Annotated in this window: 15 protein-coding genes and 1 tRNA gene; 4 read left to right on the top strand and 12 right to left on the bottom strand. The window is 32.1% G+C overall.

Annotated elements, in window-relative coordinates; genetic code table 11:
• Positions 1-839: 839 nt before the first annotated feature.
• From LS73_RS05710 to LS73_RS05700, 3 genes are all read right to left on the bottom strand, one after another.
• The gene (locus LS73_RS05710) at positions 840-2,828 is read right to left on the bottom strand and encodes a methyl-accepting chemotaxis protein (RefSeq protein WP_104692119.1); all 1,989 of its coding nucleotides are present in this window, start codon (positions 2,826-2,828) and stop codon (positions 840-842) included.
• Between the two features lie 618 nt (positions 2,829-3,446).
• Positions 3,447-4,544 (bottom strand): NAD(P)-dependent alcohol dehydrogenase, encoded by a 1,098-nt coding sequence (locus tag LS73_RS05705; RefSeq protein WP_034558626.1) that lies wholly within the window; start codon positions 4,542-4,544, stop codon positions 3,447-3,449.
• A 390-nt stretch (positions 4,545-4,934) separates the two neighbouring features.
• A complete protein-coding gene (locus LS73_RS05700; protein WP_034558624.1) occupies positions 4,935-6,218 on the bottom strand; it encodes an amidohydrolase family protein in 1,284 nt (427 codons plus the stop codon).
• A 231-nt stretch (positions 6,219-6,449) separates the two neighbouring features.
• Between LS73_RS05700 and purF the strand changes: the two genes are divergently transcribed.
• Both purF and mnmL read left to right on the top strand, forming a co-directional pair.
• A complete protein-coding gene (gene purF / locus LS73_RS05695) occupies positions 6,450-7,838 on the top strand; it encodes an amidophosphoribosyltransferase (RefSeq protein ID WP_407918760.1) in 1,389 nt (462 codons plus the stop codon).
• Between the two features lie 22 nt (positions 7,839-7,860).
• Complete coding sequence (gene mnmL, locus LS73_RS05685) at positions 7,861-9,012, top strand: tRNA modification radical SAM protein MnmL/YtqA (RefSeq protein WP_034558622.1); 1,152 nt, start codon at positions 7,861-7,863, stop codon at positions 9,010-9,012.
• 170 nt (positions 9,013-9,182) lie between these two features.
• Here mnmL and LS73_RS05680 read toward each other — a convergent pair whose 3' ends face one another.
• The 4 genes from LS73_RS05680 to adhP all read right to left on the bottom strand — a co-directional run bounded on the left by LS73_RS05680 (position 9,183) and on the right by adhP (position 13,286).
• Positions 9,183-10,907, bottom strand: coding sequence for an anaerobic C4-dicarboxylate transporter (locus tag LS73_RS05680; protein ID WP_034558620.1), 1,725 nt, complete (start codon positions 10,905-10,907; stop codon positions 9,183-9,185).
• A gap of 247 nt (positions 10,908-11,154) precedes the next feature.
• Positions 11,155-11,230: transfer RNA gene (locus LS73_RS05675), tRNA-Phe, on the bottom strand.
• Positions 11,231-11,681: 451 nt separating this feature from the next.
• Positions 11,682-12,074, bottom strand: coding sequence for a DUF779 domain-containing protein (locus tag LS73_RS05670; protein WP_034558618.1), 393 nt, complete (start codon positions 12,072-12,074; stop codon positions 11,682-11,684).
• A gap of 153 nt (positions 12,075-12,227) precedes the next feature.
• Positions 12,228-13,286 carry an alcohol dehydrogenase AdhP gene (gene adhP, locus LS73_RS05665; protein ID WP_104692120.1) on the bottom strand — a complete coding sequence of 353 codons (1,059 nt, stop codon included), beginning with the start codon at positions 13,284-13,286 and terminating at the stop codon, positions 12,228-12,230.
• Between the two features lie 424 nt (positions 13,287-13,710).
• On the opposite strand from adhP, the gene LS73_RS05660 reads away from it, so the two are divergent.
• Positions 13,711-14,187, top strand: coding sequence for a tRNA (adenosine(37)-N6)-threonylcarbamoyltransferase complex ATPase subunit type 1 TsaE (locus LS73_RS05660; protein WP_034556852.1), 477 nt, complete (start codon positions 13,711-13,713; stop codon positions 14,185-14,187).
• Between the two features lie 212 nt (positions 14,188-14,399).
• Here the strand turns inward: LS73_RS05660 and lpxB are convergent, their stop codons facing one another.
• From lpxB to LS73_RS05635, 5 genes are all read right to left on the bottom strand, one after another.
• Positions 14,400-15,512 (bottom strand): lipid-A-disaccharide synthase, encoded by a 1,113-nt coding sequence (lpxB, locus tag LS73_RS05655; RefSeq protein ID WP_052089462.1) that lies wholly within the window; start codon positions 15,510-15,512, stop codon positions 14,400-14,402.
• Positions 15,509-16,564 carry a nickel-binding protein Mua gene (gene mua, locus LS73_RS05650; RefSeq protein WP_034556854.1) on the bottom strand — a complete coding sequence of 352 codons (1,056 nt, stop codon included), beginning with the start codon at positions 16,562-16,564 and terminating at the stop codon, positions 15,509-15,511. Before mua ends, lpxB begins: the two co-directional genes overlap by 4 nt.
• A 10-nt stretch (positions 16,565-16,574) precedes the next feature.
• A complete protein-coding gene (locus LS73_RS05645) occupies positions 16,575-16,922 on the bottom strand; it encodes a hydrogenase/urease maturation nickel metallochaperone HypA (protein ID WP_034556856.1) in 348 nt (115 codons plus the stop codon).
• A 55-nt stretch (positions 16,923-16,977) separates the two neighbouring features.
• Positions 16,978-17,562, bottom strand: a complete 585-nt coding sequence (locus tag LS73_RS05640; protein WP_034556857.1) for a hypothetical protein — start codon at positions 17,560-17,562, stop codon at positions 16,978-16,980.
• Between the two features lie 152 nt (positions 17,563-17,714).
• Complete coding sequence (locus LS73_RS05635; RefSeq protein WP_034556858.1) at positions 17,715-19,634, bottom strand: dynamin family protein; 1,920 nt, start codon at positions 19,632-19,634, stop codon at positions 17,715-17,717.
• Between the two features lie 123 nt (positions 19,635-19,757).
• Here LS73_RS05635 and LS73_RS05630 point away from each other — a divergent pair, with 123 nt between their 5' ends.
• Positions 19,758-20,018, top strand: coding sequence for a hypothetical protein (locus LS73_RS05630; protein WP_034556859.1), 261 nt, complete (start codon positions 19,758-19,760; stop codon positions 20,016-20,018).
• Positions 20,019-20,027 lie beyond the last annotated feature (9 nt).

Below are 20,027 nucleotides of genomic sequence, written 5' to 3'. Positions count from 1 at the left end.
GGAAAAACAAGCGATAGCTAGTTTCTATGCGAAGCTGGAAAAACAAGCGATAGCTAGTTTCTATGCGAAGCTGGAAAAACAAGCGATAGCTAGTTTCTAAGCTTTGCTATAAATGACTAAATGGCTACTATTGCCCTAACAATAAAAGCCAATATTAGCCCATAAATTGTCTCATTTTCTAAATATTCCTTAATGCTTGTTTTTGGTATTTTTGATTGATATGATTCTATCATGCAAATCAATTAAACTTGCCATTTTAACAAGTAGATCTTCTTTTTAAGATTATTCACTTTCGCTTTGATTAAGTGAAGACATGACAATTACCTTGTCATATTGAAAACAAAATATCTCCTTTTTAAGATTCTTAACTACGCTCAATATTACAAACTATATGTTCAGAGTGATAAGATATCTTGTCTTAAGCCCTATTTTGTCATGTCTTAAAGTATCTACGCTTGCACCAAATAATACTAGTGTATGTTTTTATATTTAACTAAGATAAATAACTACTTTATGTTTGTAGTGATAAAAGATTTTGAATCGCTTCTAAAAGACATTTTGCAAAGAAAAAATCTTTTGAGGATTCCCACCTTTGTCATGTTGAGGAAGCCAAACTTATACTCCGTATTTTATAGAGATTCTTCGCTTTATTTTATTGCTCAAGAAAAGAAGAAATGATAGAAAAGAAGGCGTAAGAAAGTGCTCTAATAAATATTAGACTTTTTGCATATAATGCAAATCACCTAAATGGATATAAAGCAATTTATATGCTTTTTTGAGGTTAAGGATTTGATAAACAAGTCAAAAAGTTCAACAAATCAATATCTAGTTCATATCATCTAAAACTTCTTCTCCTTCACATCATCTAATATTTCTGTTGCAAGGTTAGATACTTTACCGCTAACACTTCGTGTTTTGTGACTTACTTCAAGATTATTATTAGTTACTTGCTCAAGTTGAGAAAGCATATTATTAATTTCACCTATATTATTAGCTTGATTTTGCACATCACTAACCATTTCAATTATGGATTGAGTAAGAATATTAACACTTGCATCTATTTCTGATAGACTCTTTTGTGTTCTCTCTGCTAATTTTCTAACTTCATCTGCAACAACTGCAAATCCTCTACCATGTTCTCCTGCTCTTGCTGCTTCTATTGCTGCATTTAATGCTAAGAGATTTATTTGTGTTGCAATATCTGTAATGATTAAAACCACCTTTCTAATATCTTCGCTTTGAGAGAGGACATGTTCTCCCTTAGAGCTCACACTGTTTATATGACAAGTTATATCATTAACTTTAGATGAAGCCTGTTCCAATGAACTTGCTTGTTGCGTGCAGCTCTCTTCCATTTTACTAACAGAAGCATCTAATAAATGGCTTTGTTTATCAAGTGAAACTGCTAGATTTCTTGATGTCTTTAGCATTTTGGCAATATTATCAAACAAATTATTAACATCAACTTCTATACCAATTGGTTCCTCTATTCTACTTTCAAAATTATGATTATTTGCGTTTTTAAACATTGTAAAAATACGGGATAAATCCTCACATACCTCATTATAAAGAGCAGTATTCATTTCATTTAAACAATCTCGTAAATCAGAGATATGCGGACTCCTAGATGCTATAGTAAGTTGTCTACCAAATTTACCTTGTTTAATATCTTTTATTAATTCCACAAATATATTATGAATCTCTTTTTCCTGATCTCGCATGGCAGTAATCATATCTATATTTTGAGCAATTTCATCAGACATTTCGCTTAGTTCATCGCCATAAACATTTACATGTCTATATGCTATACATTCTGTAGTCTCATATGAGAGATATTGAAAAAATTGATGAAGATTCTTTCTTATTGAATTCAATGGTTTTAAAACAAATCCAACTATGAAATTTAATGTAGTAATAAGCACAATAATAAGAAACAAAGATCCTATAATTATAGAAATTGCAATATTATTTAATGCTTCTTCGTAATCAGAATATGAATTAGTGATACAAATACTCCAACCAATATTTAATTTATTGCAAATTGCTAGGCGAGCTTCTTTATCATATTCAGAAAAATATTCAAATGGATAAATACCATATTTATTAATTCCATCTTTTAATATCTGAACAAAAGGCCTACCAGCCTCATTAAGAATAAATTCATCAGGTGTTACAGGTGTTACATAAAATAAATCTTCAAAGATTAGCACACGACTGCTATCAGAAGCCTTTAAGGATATTATATCTTTAACAAAATCTCCTAAATATAAATCCCCCACAATCTCTGCTACAATTTGTCCATTAACCCTAATAGGAGCAAAGAATGTAACAGCTAATTCGCTCGTTACAAAATCAATATAAGGCTTTGATATACCAGCCTTCCCTAGTGCAATAGCTTCTTTAAACCAAGGTCTTGTATTTGCATTATATTTAATACCATTGCTATCCGTGAGAATTTTAGGATAACTATATCCCTCATCTTTTCTACTCATAATAGCCTCTCCATCATTCAAATAAGCAATATAAAAGGCATCAAAAGAACTAGTAGCTGATGTTTTGTTTAAAAAATCATAGATATTTTTTCTATCTAAAAACTCTGGATTTTTCTCGAGAGTATTGGCTGAATCAATTACTACTTCTTGCCACTCAGCAATACTTCTATTTATATATATTACACTTGAATCAAGTAAAGCTTTTTTTACTTCATTAGAATGTTTTACAAATATAGATTTCTCTTTAAACCAAAAAGCAATACCAAAAAAAGCAGTTATGACAATTAGTATACCAGATATAGCTATTTGTATCTTTCTAATTACAGAAACTATCATGAGCAACTCCTGATAACAAAATATCATCAACTAATAACATATAAATATTAATAAAAGCATAGTTTTCATAAAATATTTAGATTATGGATATTCGATAATGTTACATTTTTATACTAGATAAATAATAATTTATCATTAATTCAGCAAAAAGAGATTTTATTAATTAAGATTTTGCTAGTACTTATTATAGTTAAAATAACTGTTATTATAAATAACATTTGTAGCCACTTTTTATTGATTTTATTAAGGTATATGTTTTTTATATATGTTTTAAACATAACATACGCACCAAATTATCATTGCCACAGCATGGGGGTCTAGCACTCTTATGTTTTCTTGTTGCCAAAGTGCTTTGGAATATAATCAAGCATAGTTTTGAAGCACTCCATAGGAGTGCAAACATCATCATTGCTTAATTTATGAGAGTTGTCTTTGTTCAAATTATTGTATATGCTAAAGAGAGATTCTATATCGTGTTATACAATAGTATCAATTGTGTTTTTACTCATTGTGTAGCCTCAAATAGAATATGACTCAATTTCATTAGGTTTTATACCTAGACACAAGATGAGAGTGTAACACGATATGCTCTAAGAGTGGTTAAATTTGACCCAATACCTACTCTTGCCCCTTTATACTGCTCATATCAATCACATAGCGGAATTTTGCCTTGCCGCTTATAAGATTCTCATATGCCTCATTGATTTGCTCCACAGAAATTACTTCTGTCTCTGGATAAATTTTATGCTTGAGTGAAAAATCAAGCATTTCTTGCGTCTCTTTCATTCCGCCAATGAGTGAGCCATAGACTTTTTTACCCGCTGCAAAGACAAGACGTGTTAAATCAATTTTGAGATTTTCACTCGCCGGTGGCAAGCCGACAATCGCCATTTCGCCGCCAAACTTCAGCAATTCCGCATAGGCATTAATATCATACGCAGTTGGAATCGTGGAGATGATAAAATCAAATCGTTCCTTTACACCCTTTGTATCAGTATAGAGCGTCTTTGCCCCAAGCTCTAGTGCCTCTTTTTCTTTATTTTTATTACGCGCAAATACGCTGACTTCAGCACCCATTTTGATTGCATATTTGAGTGCCATTACGCCAAGCCCGCCAAATCCTGCCACAGCGACTTTATCGCCTGCTTTAACCTTACTAAATTTAATCGGCGAATAAGTAGTAATTCCAGCACAGAGCAAAGGAGCGACTTTTTCTAAAGGTGCATCTTGTGGGAAATTAACTGCGAATTTTTCACTCACAACGATATTATTAGAATATCCGCCATAGGTGGGTTCATTATCGTGGAAGCAATCCCTGCAATCATATGTAAAGACGCATTTACCATTTTCGCAAAACTGCTCTTGGCTTCTTTTGCACGCCTCACATTCGCCGCAAGAATTTACCATACAACCAACTCCTGCATAATCGCCAACTTTAAACTTATTTACATTGCTTCCCACTGCGACAACGCGCCCCGCAATTTCGTGTCCTGGCACCATTGGAAAAATACCTTTATGCCATTCTTCGCGTGCACTATGAATATCGCTATGACAGATTCCAGCAAATAGAATCTCAATCAAAATATCATTCTCTCCTAAAGCATGTCGCGAAAAGCTGAAAGGTTTAAATGTATCGCTCTTATGTGCTACTGCATAACCTTTTGCGGTGATTCTCTGCCCATTTTGCGCTTGTATCAAATTCTCTTTTAATAGCATAAATTATTCCTTAGTTAAAATACTTTGAATCTAGCAAGATTCTATGAGTGTAATTATAAAGCCTGACACCAAGTGTTTGTCAAGAAACAAAGTAAAATTTATAACAAAATAATATGCAGATGTTTAAAAAATCGAAAAATGTGAAAAAACAAACAAAAAAAATAAGCTAAGACAACAAAATAAGCGGCGGACTTATTTAGATAATAAAAATCTAATTATCGGCACCTAATATTATTGCATTGTTGATAGACTCAAGTAAGTTATATAAAGAATTAATTTTGTAATAGATACGTTGCTGCTAAAAAATTGCAAAATAACCAAAATAACATAGTATAACTATTATAGCATTAGGCTTAACCTAAATATATTTTCAAATAAAAATTGACAAGATTATGATGAAATCGTATGAATTTTTCCATCAATTACCATTTGCTTAATCTCGCCATATAATTCCATACCATGATATGGGCTTAGATGATTATCAATGCAATAGGTTGATTCTAAATCAACTAACATAAAATCTGCATCATAGCCCTTTGCTATCAAACCTTTTTTTAATCCCAATAATTTAGCTGCATTAAAACTAAGAATATTTAAAAAATAATTCATAGAAATTAACCCACTTTTAACCAAAAGTGTATAAGCAAGACTAAAAAAATGCTCTAGTCCATCTACACTCCCATCAGCTAATTCAAATACCCTTTGCTTGCAATGTGCAGAAACTTCGCTTTGCATGCTAGTAAGCAAATCTACTTTGCCATCTTGAAGTCTCTTAATTAATTTCATTCTCTTGCTACGTGTTAAGAGTGGGGGTAAAATTTTATATCTTGTATCATAGTCATTAATATTTCTTTCGCTAAATACTAAATGTGGTAAACTTACTTGACAATGCAAATTACTCTCATTACATACCATATCAATGCAAGAAGCAATATTCATAGACATAAAGATAATTTTAACTTGCAAAAATTTTGCCATTTCTTTGACTTTAGCTACCTCTTTTAGCTGTCCTATAGGTGTTATCATAGACAAACCAAGTCCTCTAGCAAAAGTGCTTTCATATGCTACACCATGCTCTATCATATGATCAAATGCAAAGACACAAATAGGTATATCTAACATTTTGGCATACTGCATAGTCTGATAAAGATAGTTCGAACCAATGGCAGAGTTCGTAAATATTGCTCTAGCATTCTTGTTTAAATTCCATAATGTATCAATATTATTTAACACATTTTCATTATTATGCTTAATGAGATTTGCTATTAAAGGGAATATATGAACAGCTTCATCTTGATTCATACTTTGTATAAAGGCGTGCATAGCTTCATTATCAATACTAGGATTTGTATATGGGTTAAGGAATATAGTAGATACTCCACCTAAGAGAGCTTTCTTGGCTAGATTTTTGATTGTTTTAGTATTTAGATTCTTATCTAATGGAAAAAGATTTATATCAATACAAGAAGGTAAGATACTTAAACCCTTGCAATCAATATTTTCTACATCTTTGCTATCATATAAGTCTTGCTTATTTGTCTTAGTGCCAAGATCAGTATGAGAATGTGCATCAAAAATCACATCTATGATTTTACCGTTATCAACAAAAATTGTAGCCATATGATAATCGCGTGTATCATGACAAAAAATCTTGCTATTTTGAAAGATTTTCATATTTTACCTCTTTTATAGTATTTGGAATATTATAACCAGAATCAACATAATCTAAGGTTTAGAGGATTTGAAGCGTTTTTATATTAAAAACATTGTGATAGAATGCCCATTTAATAATTAAACAAAATAAGGCTATTTATGCAATATATGAAGCAGCCACATACACACCTGCCCGCCAAGCCACAAGATTCCACATACCATACTAAAAATTCTGCTAAAAACAATATACCAATAGATAAAATGAAAGAAGAATGCGCTGTTGTAGGAGTATTCAACTGCGATAATGCCTCTTTAACATCATATTACATGCTCTTTGCTATGCAACACAGAGGGCAAGAAGCAAGTGGTATTAGCACTAGCAATAACAACAAAATCACCACCATAAAAGCAAAGGGGCTAGTTACTAAAGTCTTTTCAGAAAAAAAGTTAAAAAAACTAAAAGGTAGAAATGCCGTAGGACACAATCGCTATGCAACAGCTGGCAAAGATTCTAATGATGATTCACAGCCCATATTCGCGCGCTATGACTTAGGCGAAATAGCAATAGTACATAATGGAAACATCACAAATGCAAACAAAATAAAACAGGATTTAATAAATGAGGGAGCAATATTTCAAAGTAACATAGACACAGAAGTCATTATTCACTTGATTGCAAGAAATAAAAAAGAGCTTCTAATGCCTAGAATCATGGAAGTCATGCGCGAAATTGAAGGGGCATTTTGCCTTGTTATACTTAGCCGATCTAAGATGTTTGTAATGCGAGATAGATTTGGTCTTAGGCCATTAAGTCTAGGTGAAATAACAAACAAAGATGGCTCAATAGGTTATATAGTAGCTAGCGAAACTTGTTCTTTTGATTTAGTTGGAGCACGCTATATTAGAGATATAGATGCAGGAGAGCTAATAATATTTGAACAAAATGAATCAAAAGAAACCAAAATGATTTCAATAAAAATCTTTGATTGTAATCCTAAGCCATGCGTATTCGAATATATATATTTTGCTAGACCAGATAGCATTGTATTTCAAAAAAGCGCGTATGAGGTAAGGAAAAATCTAGGAAGACAACTAGCCATTGAACATAAACTAGAAGCTGATATTGTGATGCCAGTGCCAGATAGCGGACTTGCAGCAGCAATTGGATATAGTCAGCAAAGCGGAATTCCATTCGAGTTAGGTTTGATTCGTAACCACTATGTAGGCAGAACATTCATAGAGCCAACCCAAAAGCTAAGGGAATTAAAGGTTCGTCTAAAGCTCAATCCAATCAAAAGGGTAATAGAAAACAAGAGAGTAATAGTAATTGATGATTCGCTAGTTCGAGGCACTACTAGCAAGGCTATCGTTCAGTTACTTCGCAATGCTGGAGCAAAGGAAGTTTTACTTCTAATCTCTGCTCCGCCAACTATCTCACCATGCTTTTATGGTGTAGATACGCCAAGCAAAAAGGAATTGATTTGCGCAAATAAGAGCGTTAAAGATGTACAAATTTTTATACAGGCTGATTATTTAGGATTTTTGTCACTAGATGGTTTAAAAATAGCAGTAGATAAAGATTCTTATCACTATTGTCAAGCCTGTTTTGATGGCAAATATTTACATGATATAGACAGTTAACATCAGTTATAAGGAATATTAAATGAAAGTTATATTAACTGTTGGAAGATATTTTAAGCAAAGATTTGGACAAAAAGTAAGAAAAATACCAATCTCGCTTAGCGGATTTACTTGCCCTAATATTGATGGCACTGTTGCTAAAGGTGGATGTATATATTGCAAAAATGAGAGCTTCTCACCATCATTAGTAATGAAAAAGAAGTCCAACTCCAATAATGATATTAGTTTAGATTCTAAAATACATGATACACAAAAGATAACATGGAATCTATCTCCACAAGGCAAAAGTTTGCAAAATGAATTACAAGAAAAATTAAACTCACATAGCACAAAATTTAGCAATTTAAATAAGCAAAATAATACATCGCAATTAACATACAAAAATAATACTCTACCAAGAATTACAATGAACCCAAAATTAACTAATAATCCATTGCTAGAGCATCAACTAAGAGAGCTAGAATCACAATTCAATTATCATTCTGCATATCATAAAAATAAATTTGGAATCTCAAAGTATCTTGTATATTTCCAAAGCTTTACAAATACTTATGCACCATTTGATACACTAAAAAAGCTTTACACAAAGGCACTAAGCTTTCCTGATGTTATAGGTATGAGTATAGGTACAAGAGTTGACTGCGTAGATTCTAATTTACTTGAATTTCTAGCTGAATTTGTCAAGCAAGATAAGGAAATATGGCTAGAGTATGGAATCCAATCAATATATGAAGAAACACTAGAGATAACAAATAGAGGGCATACAATGCAAGGTGTCAAAGAGCTATTCAAAGAAACTAGAAAACATGGAATCAAAGTATGCGCACATCTTATATATGGACTACCCAATGAAAGCGTAGACATGATGCTAAATTCTTTAAAGACTATTTTAGAATATGGAGTAGATTCCCTAAAAATTCACCCGCTATATGTAGTTGAGGGAACTGCTCTAGCACGCATGTATAAAAAGGGTCAATATAATCCAATCTCACTAGAAGAATATGGGGAAGCAATTGTAAAATCTCTAAAGATTATACCGCCTAATGTAGTCATGCAAAGAGTAAGTGCTGGTGCACATGACGAAAGCTTACTAGCTCCAAAATGGTGCTTTGATAAGAATATACAAATGAGATATTTGAGAGAGAGGCTAAAGCAAGAAGGAATTGAATATTAGCTTATACTTTAATATTATTAATTCTATTATTTTTAATTGCCTCCACTTAATATTTATTAGCTATCTACATAAATATGTTTCATAATAATTCAAACATATATATTCCATCAGACTATCTCAAAGCAATAATCAAATTAAACTTTGAGATAAATTATATCTATTGGCAATAGTTATATAAACAAAGGTGCTACAAGGAATCCTATCGCAACAGATATAACAATAGCAAGAGTTCCGGGAACAATAAAACTATGATTAAAGATATATTTACCAATTCGAGTAGAGCCTGTATCGTCCATTTGGACTGCCCCTAGCAATGTTGGATATGTAGGCAGGACAAATAAGGCAGATACTGCACAAAAACTAGCTACTAAAATATAAGAAGAATCAGCATTGCTAGCAGTGATTCCAAGTGCAACTATTACAACAGGCATAATTGCTTTTGCTGTTGCAGCTTGTGAATAAAGCAACATACTAGCCAAAAATAATGCCACTGCCAACAAGAATGGATATTCATTAACAAATTTACCAGCTAACTCTCCAATCTCGTGCTTATATCCTCCCACAAAGGTATTGCCAAGCCAAGCTACTCCTAACACACATACACATGCAGTCATTCCAGACTTAAATGTGCTAGTGTCCAATAACCTAGAAGTATCTACTTTGCATAATATGACAATGAAGGTTGCAATAGCTAGCATAAAGCACATAATTGCCCCATCTCTTGGAAGTCTAACGGGATCTATATAGCTTTTTACAATCTTTGCTAACTTTGTGATTAAGCCCTGATTGGCGGGGGAATTTTCTATCTGCGTAGCAATATTTGCAAAGCTAGATTCTAAAAAAATCCTAAATGTTTCTGCTGTATTATCATGTATTAAAACATCACTCAATATATTTTTTTTAGCCTGTTCTAATGCAGCAATGTAATCATTAGAACGATTAGAATCTTTAGTAAATATATCTTCTGTAAAGCTAGTGTGCAATCCTAATATTTCAGATGAGATAGTTTTCTGTAGGGATTCTATATTGCCTTGCATAAGACTAGTTTTATTTATAGCATCTGTCTTAATTTTATCCAACTCCTTATGTATATCAGCTGGTATAAAACTATTGACATAATTTAGCATTGGCTTACGAAGAACATCAGATATACTAGTAGCATAAAACACTACACAAAGCACGCCTACTAGGAATATTAAAACAGATAGCTTTGCTTGTTTTGGCAACTCCTTGTAACCTTCACCACTGTGAATCTTAATAAGACCCTTTTGCAATCTTTCCTGATATACGGCATCTTTGCGTAAATCAAGAGGAAAAAATTTGCTAACAATAAATGCAGTAACCATACAACCAGAGAATGTAGTTACAATCCAAATTAGAATTAATGTAGGATAGCTCCAGCCAAATTCCTCTAATGCGCCGCTCATATATACTACAGCTGCACTAACGGGGCTAGCTGTAATAGCAATCTGTGAAGATACTACAGCCACAGAAAGTGGGGCTGATGGTTTGATATTTTGCTCTTTTGCAACTTCAACAATGACTGGTATCATAGAGAAAGCAGTATGCCCAGTCCCAGCAAAAATAGTAAGAAGATATGTAACTGTTGGTGCTAAATAGTTTATATATTTTGGATTCTTACGTAGCACTCGCTCTGCTACTTGAACCATATAATCAAGCCCACCTGCAACTTGCATAGCAGTAATAGCCGCAATTACAGACATAATAATGAGAATCACATCAAAGGGAATATCACCTGGTTTCATACCAAGCAACAAACAGAGAACAAGCACACCAAGACCACCAGCATAACCAATCGCCATACCGCCAAGCCTAATCCCCAAAAAGATTGCACCAAATAGCACAAATAATTGCAAAATCAACATAATATCCATTGATAACCTTTTAACTAAAAAATTGTTAATTATACATGGTAAAATTACACATTTATATCATAAAAAACAAAATTAATATCAACAAAAAATATGAAAACTTAAAAGTTTAGTTATAGATAAGCTTAGTTAATTTTGAATTCAAGCATTAAAATAAATTAGAAGAATAGATGATGAAATATCGTTCAACTATTATAAAGGCTACTTTAATAGTAAGCAATAGAATACAAATACATTCTATAAGAAATAATGGTGGCTCGAGGCAGAATCGAACTGCCGACTCAAGGATTTTCAGTCCTTTGCTCTACCGACTGAGCTATCGAGCCAAATAAACCAAGGACATAATTATATCTCAAAAGCCTTAAAAATTACTTAAATAAAGGTTTAAAAGTAAATAAGCCTATAAATAGAGATAATTCTTCAAAGACTAGATTTATTATACTTAAATATTGCGTTAAGATTATAGTCGCATTTAAACAAAAAAATCTAATTGGACTTTTTGCTTGGCTAATTCATCAATCTTTACTAAATCAACATAAAAAGGATCGTAATAATACTAATAATTAGAAACAATAACGGACTTTTAATGAATATATAAAACTGCTCTCTTAAATTACAAGCAAAACATCTATGATTAAGCAATAAAAAAGTAGTATTTCATAAATTGAAACAGTAATTCATATCACTTTTATATCATATTAATCTTTGAATACATCAATATGACGAAATCAATATGAAGTCTTTAAGTCTTAAGTAATGCAATAATGTTAAATAATGCTAAATCTTATTAGCATCTTTTAGTGCGCTATATTCTTCCTCACTAAAAACTCTAGAATCCAAGAAAAAACTCCTGCCACAGCCATATTCTAGAGAGAACTCGCTGCCATTACCATCTTTTACATCAATAATTAATTGGGTATGTTTCCAATATTCAAATTGTGCGCTATGAATATAAAATGGTGCATTCTCTATATAACCAAGCAAAACATCATTATTACCAACCTTAAAATCAGCTTTAGCATAACAATAAGGCACAGAGCCATCGCAACAACCACCAGATTGATGAAAGAGCACTTCTCCATGTTTATTTTGCAATTCTCTAATAAGAGAGGCTGCGCCTTGAGTAGCAACTACTTGTGCTGGCAAATCTAATTGAAATATATCTGACATAAACAATCCTTGATGATAATTAAATATTCAATAATATTAAGATAATAATAGGTATTCTAAATTAATAGTGAGTTAGCAAGCGTGAGAGTAGTCTCCCACGCATAGAAGAAGAATAAGGGCTTAATATATTAAGTTCAACAAATAGAAGCAGAATTATTTTCTGAAATCAAGAACCATTCTACCATCTATCCCGCCCTTCTTCATTCTATCAAAGACATCGTTGATTTCTTCCAATTTAGCAGGAGCTACATGTGCATGCACTTTTTCCTCCTCTGCAAAGTTAATAGCCTCTTGCAAATCTAATCTTGTACCAACAATTGAACCTCGAATAGTTACACCATTTAGAATCATATTGAATATATTAACAGGGAAATCGCCCGGAGGAAGTCCATTACAAGCCACTGTTCCACCTCTTCTAACAACACCTACAGCTTGTTTAAATGCTATTGGGTGAACAGCCGTTACAAGCACACCATGAGTTCCTCCATTTGTTTCCTTAACTATCTTATCAATAGTTCCTTGTTCGCCTAAGTCTTTTGCATTTGCAACAACCTTTGCACCATATTTCTTAGCTAATTCTAACTTATCATCAGCTACATCAATGGCGGCAACATTTAACCCCATAGCTTTAGCATATTGCACAGCCAAGTGTCCAAGTCCTCCGATTCCAGAGATTGTAACCCATTGACCAGGCTTTGCTTCTGTCATTTTAAGCCCTTTATACACAGTAACGCCAGCACAAAGTATAGGTGCAACATTTAAGAAATTGCTATCTCTTTTCAACACACCAACATAATTGGCATCGGCAATAGCATATTCAGCAAAGCCACCATTCACAGAATAGCCGCCATTTTCCTGAGATTTGCATAATGTTTCCCAGCCAGCCATACAGTGATCGCAATGTCCACAAGCACTATAAAGCCAAGGAATACCAACAGCATCACCCTCTTTAATATGAGTAACACCCTTGCCAACCTCTACAACATAGCCTACACCTTCATGACCAGGTATAAAGCCTCCATTTGGTAGTGCTTTTAAATTTGGTTTAACTGGCCAATCACCTTCAAGAGCATGTAAATCTGTATGACATACGCCGCAAGCCTCTATTTTAACAAGAACCTCACCATCTCTTGGTTTTGGAACTTCAACCTCTTCAATTACTAATGGCTTGCCAAATTCTTTAACTATTGCGGCTTTCATTTTTTTTGACATAAAGTCTCCTTGATTTATAACTAAAAAAGTAGCAAAACACAACTACTCCTGCAAAATTGCTACTACTAAATCTTGCAAGCTAACCTAAGTAAAAATCTATAATGTTATAAAATTCACAAATCACTATTGCAGAAATAGATATTTCAATAACATAAAGAATTATGATTTTAGAATATTTTCTAAAACCTTACCAACTAGGGTATATGATATTATCTTAAATAAAGCTTAAAAATAAATCCTTTTTGTAAAAACTCAAAAATATCTATGGATTGTAGATAATTTTGTAAAAAAATGAAACTTTTTGACATAACACTGCAAGACATACTTTACTTCTTTTTTGTAGAATCTTAGATATATGTATAATTTTGTAGCATGAAAGCACAATTTTTATTCATAATATAAATATAAATTCACAAGGAGAGTCATGCAAGCATTGCTAAGCATAGTAACCAAAGAAAATAGCATAGAACAAGTAATTGATTCCATATTGCATTACCAAACATTGGGTATATCAATATTCTTACTTTCTGGAGATATTGGTATTGGTAAAACATTCTTAGTATCACATTACGCAAAAAAGATTCATGCAAAAGGGGTTAGCTCTCCTAGCTTTAGCTTTATTCAAGAATATTCCATACCAAACCAAACAATACATATAAATTATGATAAACACATAGACAATATTCCAAGTATTTATCATTATGACTTATATTTGAAAGATTATTCTTTAGTGAAATATGAGCTTTTTGAATCAATTAGTAAACAAGGAGTGCATTTTATTGAATGGGGCAATAAAGAAATTGCAACACAAATAGATAAGCTAGGATTTTCAAACATACTAATAGAAATTAAGGTTAATAATAATGAAAGAATATACGAATTTTATTCATTTGCTAAATAAATAGTTGGGTTAAATAGAACCTTAAGCAATAAAAAGATTATAAATATACTTAAGAGTTAACAATATTAAAAAAATAAGAATCTTCAAATAAATATTAGCTTGATATGCGCTTTATTATTTGCTAAAATGCTTTAAAACACCTAGCTTAATTATATATCGATATATAATTTGTTATTTTAGATGTTCAACTATATAAAAATCAAATCGCATATTCAATATTCACTCTCAAGCAACCATTCTGCTACATTTTTCGCGCTACCATGCCCTAGATATTGCCTTAACTCCTGAATCCTCTCATAATATTTATTATAATCAAAATTATGATATGCTTGGAGCATGTTTTCGGCATTGCAATCCCATTGTATAAGCTCCTCATGCAAAAATTCATCACCTAGCCCAGCCTTTTGACTCTGCTTATTTTGATCTAATAGCATTGCCTGATAAATAATATTTGCTAATCCTATAAAATTCAGGTTTACAAAGATTCTTGCAATAAAATAATCTATCAATTTAGCCTTATACACAAGCACAAATGGAATCTGCATAAGACTTGCTTCAAGAGTAGCTGTTCCAGAGCAAATAAATGCAAAACAAGCCCCTCTTAATCCCTCCTTTGTATCATAACATAGCTCAAAGCCATCTAAATTGCCATAATGCTTCATCATATTTGTGTCTTTAAATTGAGGCGGAACAATAAGCCTAAGTTTTGCTTGCGGTTTTAAACTAGATAGTTTATTTGCTAGAATTTTATATTCAGGGATTAACTTTTTTATTTCAGTCTTTCTACTACCGGGCATGAATACAAATATATCAGAATTTTTATCACTAAAATTCTCATTATCTGTATAAATATCAAGCAGCGGATGTCCTACATAGCGAATCTTGCTATGATAATAAGGCAACTCAAACTTCCACACAGATGCTAACTTATCGCAAAGAGATTCTATTTCCTTAGCACGCCAAGGCTTCCAAGCCCATACCTGCGGCAAAATATAATACATAATAGATATTTGCGGATTATGCTCTTTGATTAGCCTTGCCAAACGAATATTAAATGATGAACTATCCATAAGCAACACTTGATCGCAAAGGCTAGCCTCAATGCTTAGAATCTTTAAGGCATTTCTAAAAAAAAATATTTTTTGAACTACGTCACTAAATCCCATAACAGAAAACTCATTTGGTAGAAATAAAGCATTGCCTACCTCTGGAGCGCACACACCCATAATCTCACAATGATTAGGCAATATGGAAGCAAGTTTCTTTAGATGTAAGTTTGAGCTAGGTTCTAAAGCACTTACAAAGATTTTCATTCGCCCGCTCATTTTTCATCCCTCAAGGCTTTTTTAATTGATTCTTGCGTCTTGGTGCTTACATCACTTTCTGCTAAAATCTCATTTAACCTGCTAAAAATTTGCTCTACGGTTTCTTTTTTCTTCTCTGCTCTTTGATTCAAATCAAGGGAATCTAAATCAAGCCTAGTGTTGCTTACACTATGGATAGTTTTAGTGGAATCATATGTTGATTGCTCATATTGGTTATTTAATTGCTGTTTGTCTATCTCATTATGTATAGATGATGTAAAAGAATTTTGAACTTTGGCTTGTGGTAGTGATGCAACCTGACTTGCTATGCTTATAGAATTTGCATTAATATCTTTTGGCGAAGGATTAAAGGAAATCGTATTTTCTAGTTTCTCATTTCTATATTTATCATTAGAATCTGTTTGCTCATGAAAGCTTAATGTTTCCTTGAAGCTGTCTTCCTCAAATAAATCTCTAAGTTCAACTGTTAACTTTTCGTTTGCAAGTTCTAATTCTGTAATATATTCCTTAAGCTTTAAAAGTCTGCTGCTAGCCTTTTGATAGGAGATGAGCAAAGAGTCATCATATATCGATTGAGCCGGCCTTGCCATGGCAGTCGAGCCGCTTTTTACAAACACGCTAACTGCGGATAGGGGCTGAAAATCTCTTATAATATCATTAAAATTTAGAACATCAATAACATCATCATCTTGATATTTCATCATTATTTGCTGATTTTTTTCCAAAGGATCAGAATCTAAAGCATTAGCATTTGAACGTATATAGCGAAGTCTTGAGTTAATATCATCTAATTCTTTATTAGCATCTTTTAGAAGATTATTTGCATCCATGATTTCAGAAGTTAGAATCTCAAGCTGCTTTTCTTTGTCCTTGATTTGCAAGTTATATTCGTGTAAACTTTGCTCAAATTCTTTTCTTTTGTTTTCAAATATCTTAACAATTTGCCAAGACTCCTTAATTGTGTCCGCCTTCGCAACAAACTCTAAAAATATTTCTTGCTCATCGATATTTTGGACAATATGCGCTAAAACTTCTCTTTCATCTTCTTTCAAAAATGATCCTTTATGAAATTTCTAATTCTAGTTTTTCCAATCGTATTTCTCTACCAGCAATTATTGTAGTATTCTGACTTTCACAAAAAGGGCAATCAGGACTATTAAGGCTATGAAAAGACTTATTGCAATCCTGACATTCCAGCAATAACTGTTCCATAATTATAGTGATTTTACATTCACATAGAGATTTATATTCTGTTTTTAATACATCAAAAGCACTTACAAGCAATGTCTTCTCTATATTTGCCCTTTCTCCAACACTTACAACAACCTCACTTACAAAATCAGCATTATGTTTATAAACTTCATCTAACATAATCTCAATAAGAGATGCTACAATAGAATACTCATGCATATTTATACCTCTTTACTATAATGTCTTATTTTTAGCATTTATAAAAATATATAATTCAATATCTTTTAGAAAATTTCATATATATTGCTTTGCTTGGCGAAATGCTTTGCATAAAGAATCCAAAAAATGCCACAAATGGATCAAATAACGCGTCATAGGTATTCATAAAACTAGGAATAAATAACCACAATACAAACGCAGTAAGAAGCAAAGTAGAAAGCACCCTATCAATACAATACACAATAGCAATAAGGCACGCACAAATAAACATCTCGCCGCTCAAATCAGCATATTCAAACGTAAGAAATCCCAAAGAATTAAATGAAATGAAACACCAAATAACGAATAATGCTATAAATCCGCGATAACTAATCTGAAAATTAATCTTAGGAATAAAGAATCTTAATAGACTTAGCATACATAAAACCGGCATAAACAAACTTGGCAAATCAAATACAATATATAAAAGCCAAGCAACACCAGAGTAAAATGGAATTAAACATAATATAAATACCACAATAATTAAAGCAAACTTTATCAAAGGATTAGAAAAATAATATGATGGCTTATAGAATGTAAGGCAGAACACTACAATAGAAACAATCATTAAGGCATAAACAAGCAACGCATAAATAACCATAATATCCCTTAAAACATACAAATATAAAAAAATCTAATAAATGCGAATGCCATTAATAAAAAGTCTGAATTATATCCAACTTACAAAACCAAATAAACATAGATAAAATCTAATTAACAACAATGCTCACATAACAATGAATAAACTACGCCCTAGCTTATACTCTGCAAATATGATAAAATATCATTATCACAATCTTGTAGTATCTTGAATTTATCATTATTGCTTTTTATCCAAGATTGTAATAATACCTTTTTATCTTGATGTAGCTTTGTAAGCTCTTCAGAGAGATTCCATAATGCCTTTTTGTATAATGGGAAGTTTAAGCTAAGCTTATCTTGTAGTATTGCATAGTGAATTCCGCTATTAATCAAAATACGCACATTCTCTAATGTTGGATTATATAAGGGCAGTGAATCAGGTGCGCTACGATGCTTATTTAGAGCATTTTCTACTTCAAAATTTAATTTCTCTAACGTAAGATTTATCATATTATTAAAGTCTATATTTAATATATTTTGCAAAAATTGTAATTCATCTTGCATAAAATGCACACAACGCAATGCGTTTTTATCATAATCATGAAATATCTCACACTCTAATGTCTCAATCCAAAATCTCCTATCTAGTACCATTTTACCTATTGCCAAATCATTACCATCATCACTGCAATCAAATTGAAATAATCGTAGGGATTTTGTTCTCCACTCTTCTATTTGCATATATAACTCTTTTGTTTGAGATTCCACAAATGCCTTAAATAAACTACCAAACTCAACAATTTCAAATCCTAGTTTTTTGAATCTTCGCGCAAAGTCATTTTCTTCATTGCAAAGGTAGCTTAGCAACTTTTCTTTAGGCAAAAAGCTAATATTTTTTGTTTGCCTTATCTCTTTTTTGAATCCAAGCTTGCTTTTAGTATCTCGCACAATAGTAATCTCTTTTAATTCGAAGCTATTAAAAATCTCTTGAGCCAAAGAACTAAGAGAGGATTCTAAACTTACAAAAAGAGTTTGAAATATCTTCTCAAGTCCACTTTGTAATGCAGCAAATCTAACCTGCTCTATATAAATTCCAAGCATGCTATCTAAACTAGCAAAGGATTGATTTGATCTGTGAATCCTTTTTTTTTCCATGATTAGTAATGTACGCAAACTTCTTAAAATTCTATATTCCTTAGCATAGATTGCTTGAGGCTTGATATGAATATCTATAAAGTCTAATACTGCTTTAATATTAGAATCTTTTAATAATGCTAAAGCCTCATTGCTATTTGATTCTAATTGCATAGAATCTATTGCCTGCTTTGCAGATATTGGTATTATATCTTCAAAGAATCCGCTAAAAGCTTTTTTGGCATACTCTAGGCTTGTAGCAACTTCATTATCATCTTTTAATCTATCCTTTTGATTTAGCACACAAAGGCTCTTGCTCGCATACTTTTGTAAATATTTTTGCAAAATATCCTTTTCGCTATTCTTGCCTACATTATCAATAAGACTTAACCAAATAATGCCATCGACTTCTTCTAGCAAAGCATTTGTCGTATCAGTATCGCTTTGATTTTGGGAATTAAATCCGGGAGTGTCTAAAAAGGTTACTTCACGAAGTAAATCAAGCGGAACAAATAATCTATAAAAATCAATTTTAGTATTCTCAATAGAGTCTACTTGCTTTAGATATTCTACATGTTTATTAATGACTTGTCCATTTTTATATCGAATCTCTAAGCTAATTTCATCACCATAAGTAATTTCACAAACCTTAGCTGTAACAGGAGTAATTCCACTAGGAAGTATTTCAGAGCCTAGCAAAGCATTTAAAAATGTGCTTTTCCCGCTACTAAACTGACCTATAATCGCCACTTTCATAGGCTTATTGCTATCGCTTAAAAGCCCATTTAGAATCTTTCTAGTATGAGCACTTATAGGCGAGCTTTGCGTAAGGGCATATTGAGATTTTATGATAAGGCTATGTATTGGGGTGCTACTTATTAATTTATTTTTTTCTTTAAGGCATTCTTGAATAAAGGTCTCAAGGATATTTGCGCAAGTAGTTGGTTCTAAAATCATGTTTTTCCTTAGGATAATTCTTACAAATCTTAGAGAAATTAACATTAAAGATTCTATCAGGATTTTTAAAAAAATTACTGCATGTTTATGTTAGAATCCTAGTGGTTTTATTTGGAGGAATAAATGAGATTTCTAAAATTTACACTACGCCGTGCAGATATTCTTCTTATCCCAATTGCTGCAGTCTCAATATTTGGCATACAATACTATACCATTCAAAATAGTGCAATAAACCATCAAGAAAAGCTAGAAAAAAGACTTGAAAAACTAAGTAAAAAATGCCAAACAGGAGAGCAAGAAGCATGCAATGAATATACGCTTGTATTAAATAAAGCACTAGAAGTAGAACTAGAAAAGCAAAAAAATAATCAAAATAATAAATAATTAGCATAC

It is taken from the genome of Helicobacter muridarum (assembly GCF_000765805.2).
Lineage (GTDB): Bacteria > Campylobacterota > Campylobacteria > Campylobacterales > Helicobacteraceae > Helicobacter_A > Helicobacter_A muridarum.
The sequence above is the reverse complement of the archived record's forward strand: the minus strand, read 5'-3'. Positions and strand labels throughout refer to the sequence as shown.

Bases quoted from the DNA above. Each gene is read 5' to 3' on its own strand.
- LS73_RS05670 (WP_034558618.1), bottom strand. From the start codon at position 12,074: ATGTCAGATATATTTCAATTAGATTTGCCAGCACAAGTAGTTGCTACT.
- lpxB (WP_052089462.1), bottom strand. From the start codon at position 15,512: ATGAGCGGGCGAATGAAAATCTTTGTAAGTGCTTTAGAACCTAGCTCA.
- LS73_RS05660 (WP_034556852.1), top strand. From the start codon at position 13,711: ATGCAAGCATTGCTAAGCATAGTAACCAAAGAAAATAGCATAGAACAA.
- mnmL (WP_034558622.1), top strand. From the start codon at position 7,861: ATGAAAGTTATATTAACTGTTGGAAGATATTTTAAGCAAAGATTTGGA.
- LS73_RS05645 (WP_034556856.1), bottom strand. From the start codon at position 16,922: ATGCATGAGTATTCTATTGTAGCATCTCTTATTGAGATTATGTTAGAT.
- LS73_RS05710 (WP_104692119.1), bottom strand. From the start codon at position 2,828: ATGATAGTTTCTGTAATTAGAAAGATACAAATAGCTATATCTGGTATA.
- LS73_RS05630 (WP_034556859.1), top strand. From the start codon at position 19,758: ATGAGATTTCTAAAATTTACACTACGCCGTGCAGATATTCTTCTTATC.
- LS73_RS05700 (WP_034558624.1), bottom strand. From the start codon at position 6,218: ATGAAAATCTTTCAAAATAGCAAGATTTTTTGTCATGATACACGCGAT.
- LS73_RS05705 (WP_034558626.1), bottom strand. From the start codon at position 4,544: ATGCTATTAAAAGAGAATTTGATACAAGCGCAAAATGGGCAGAGAATC.
- LS73_RS05640 (WP_034556857.1), bottom strand. From the start codon at position 17,562: ATGGTTATTTATGCGTTGCTTGTTTATGCCTTAATGATTGTTTCTATT.
- LS73_RS05635 (WP_034556858.1), bottom strand. From the start codon at position 19,634: ATGATTTTAGAACCAACTACTTGCGCAAATATCCTTGAGACCTTTATT.
- adhP (WP_104692120.1), bottom strand. From the start codon at position 13,286: ATGTCAAAAAAAATGAAAGCCGCAATAGTTAAAGAATTTGGCAAGCCA.
- LS73_RS05680 (WP_034558620.1), bottom strand. From the start codon at position 10,907: ATGGATATTATGTTGATTTTGCAATTATTTGTGCTATTTGGTGCAATC.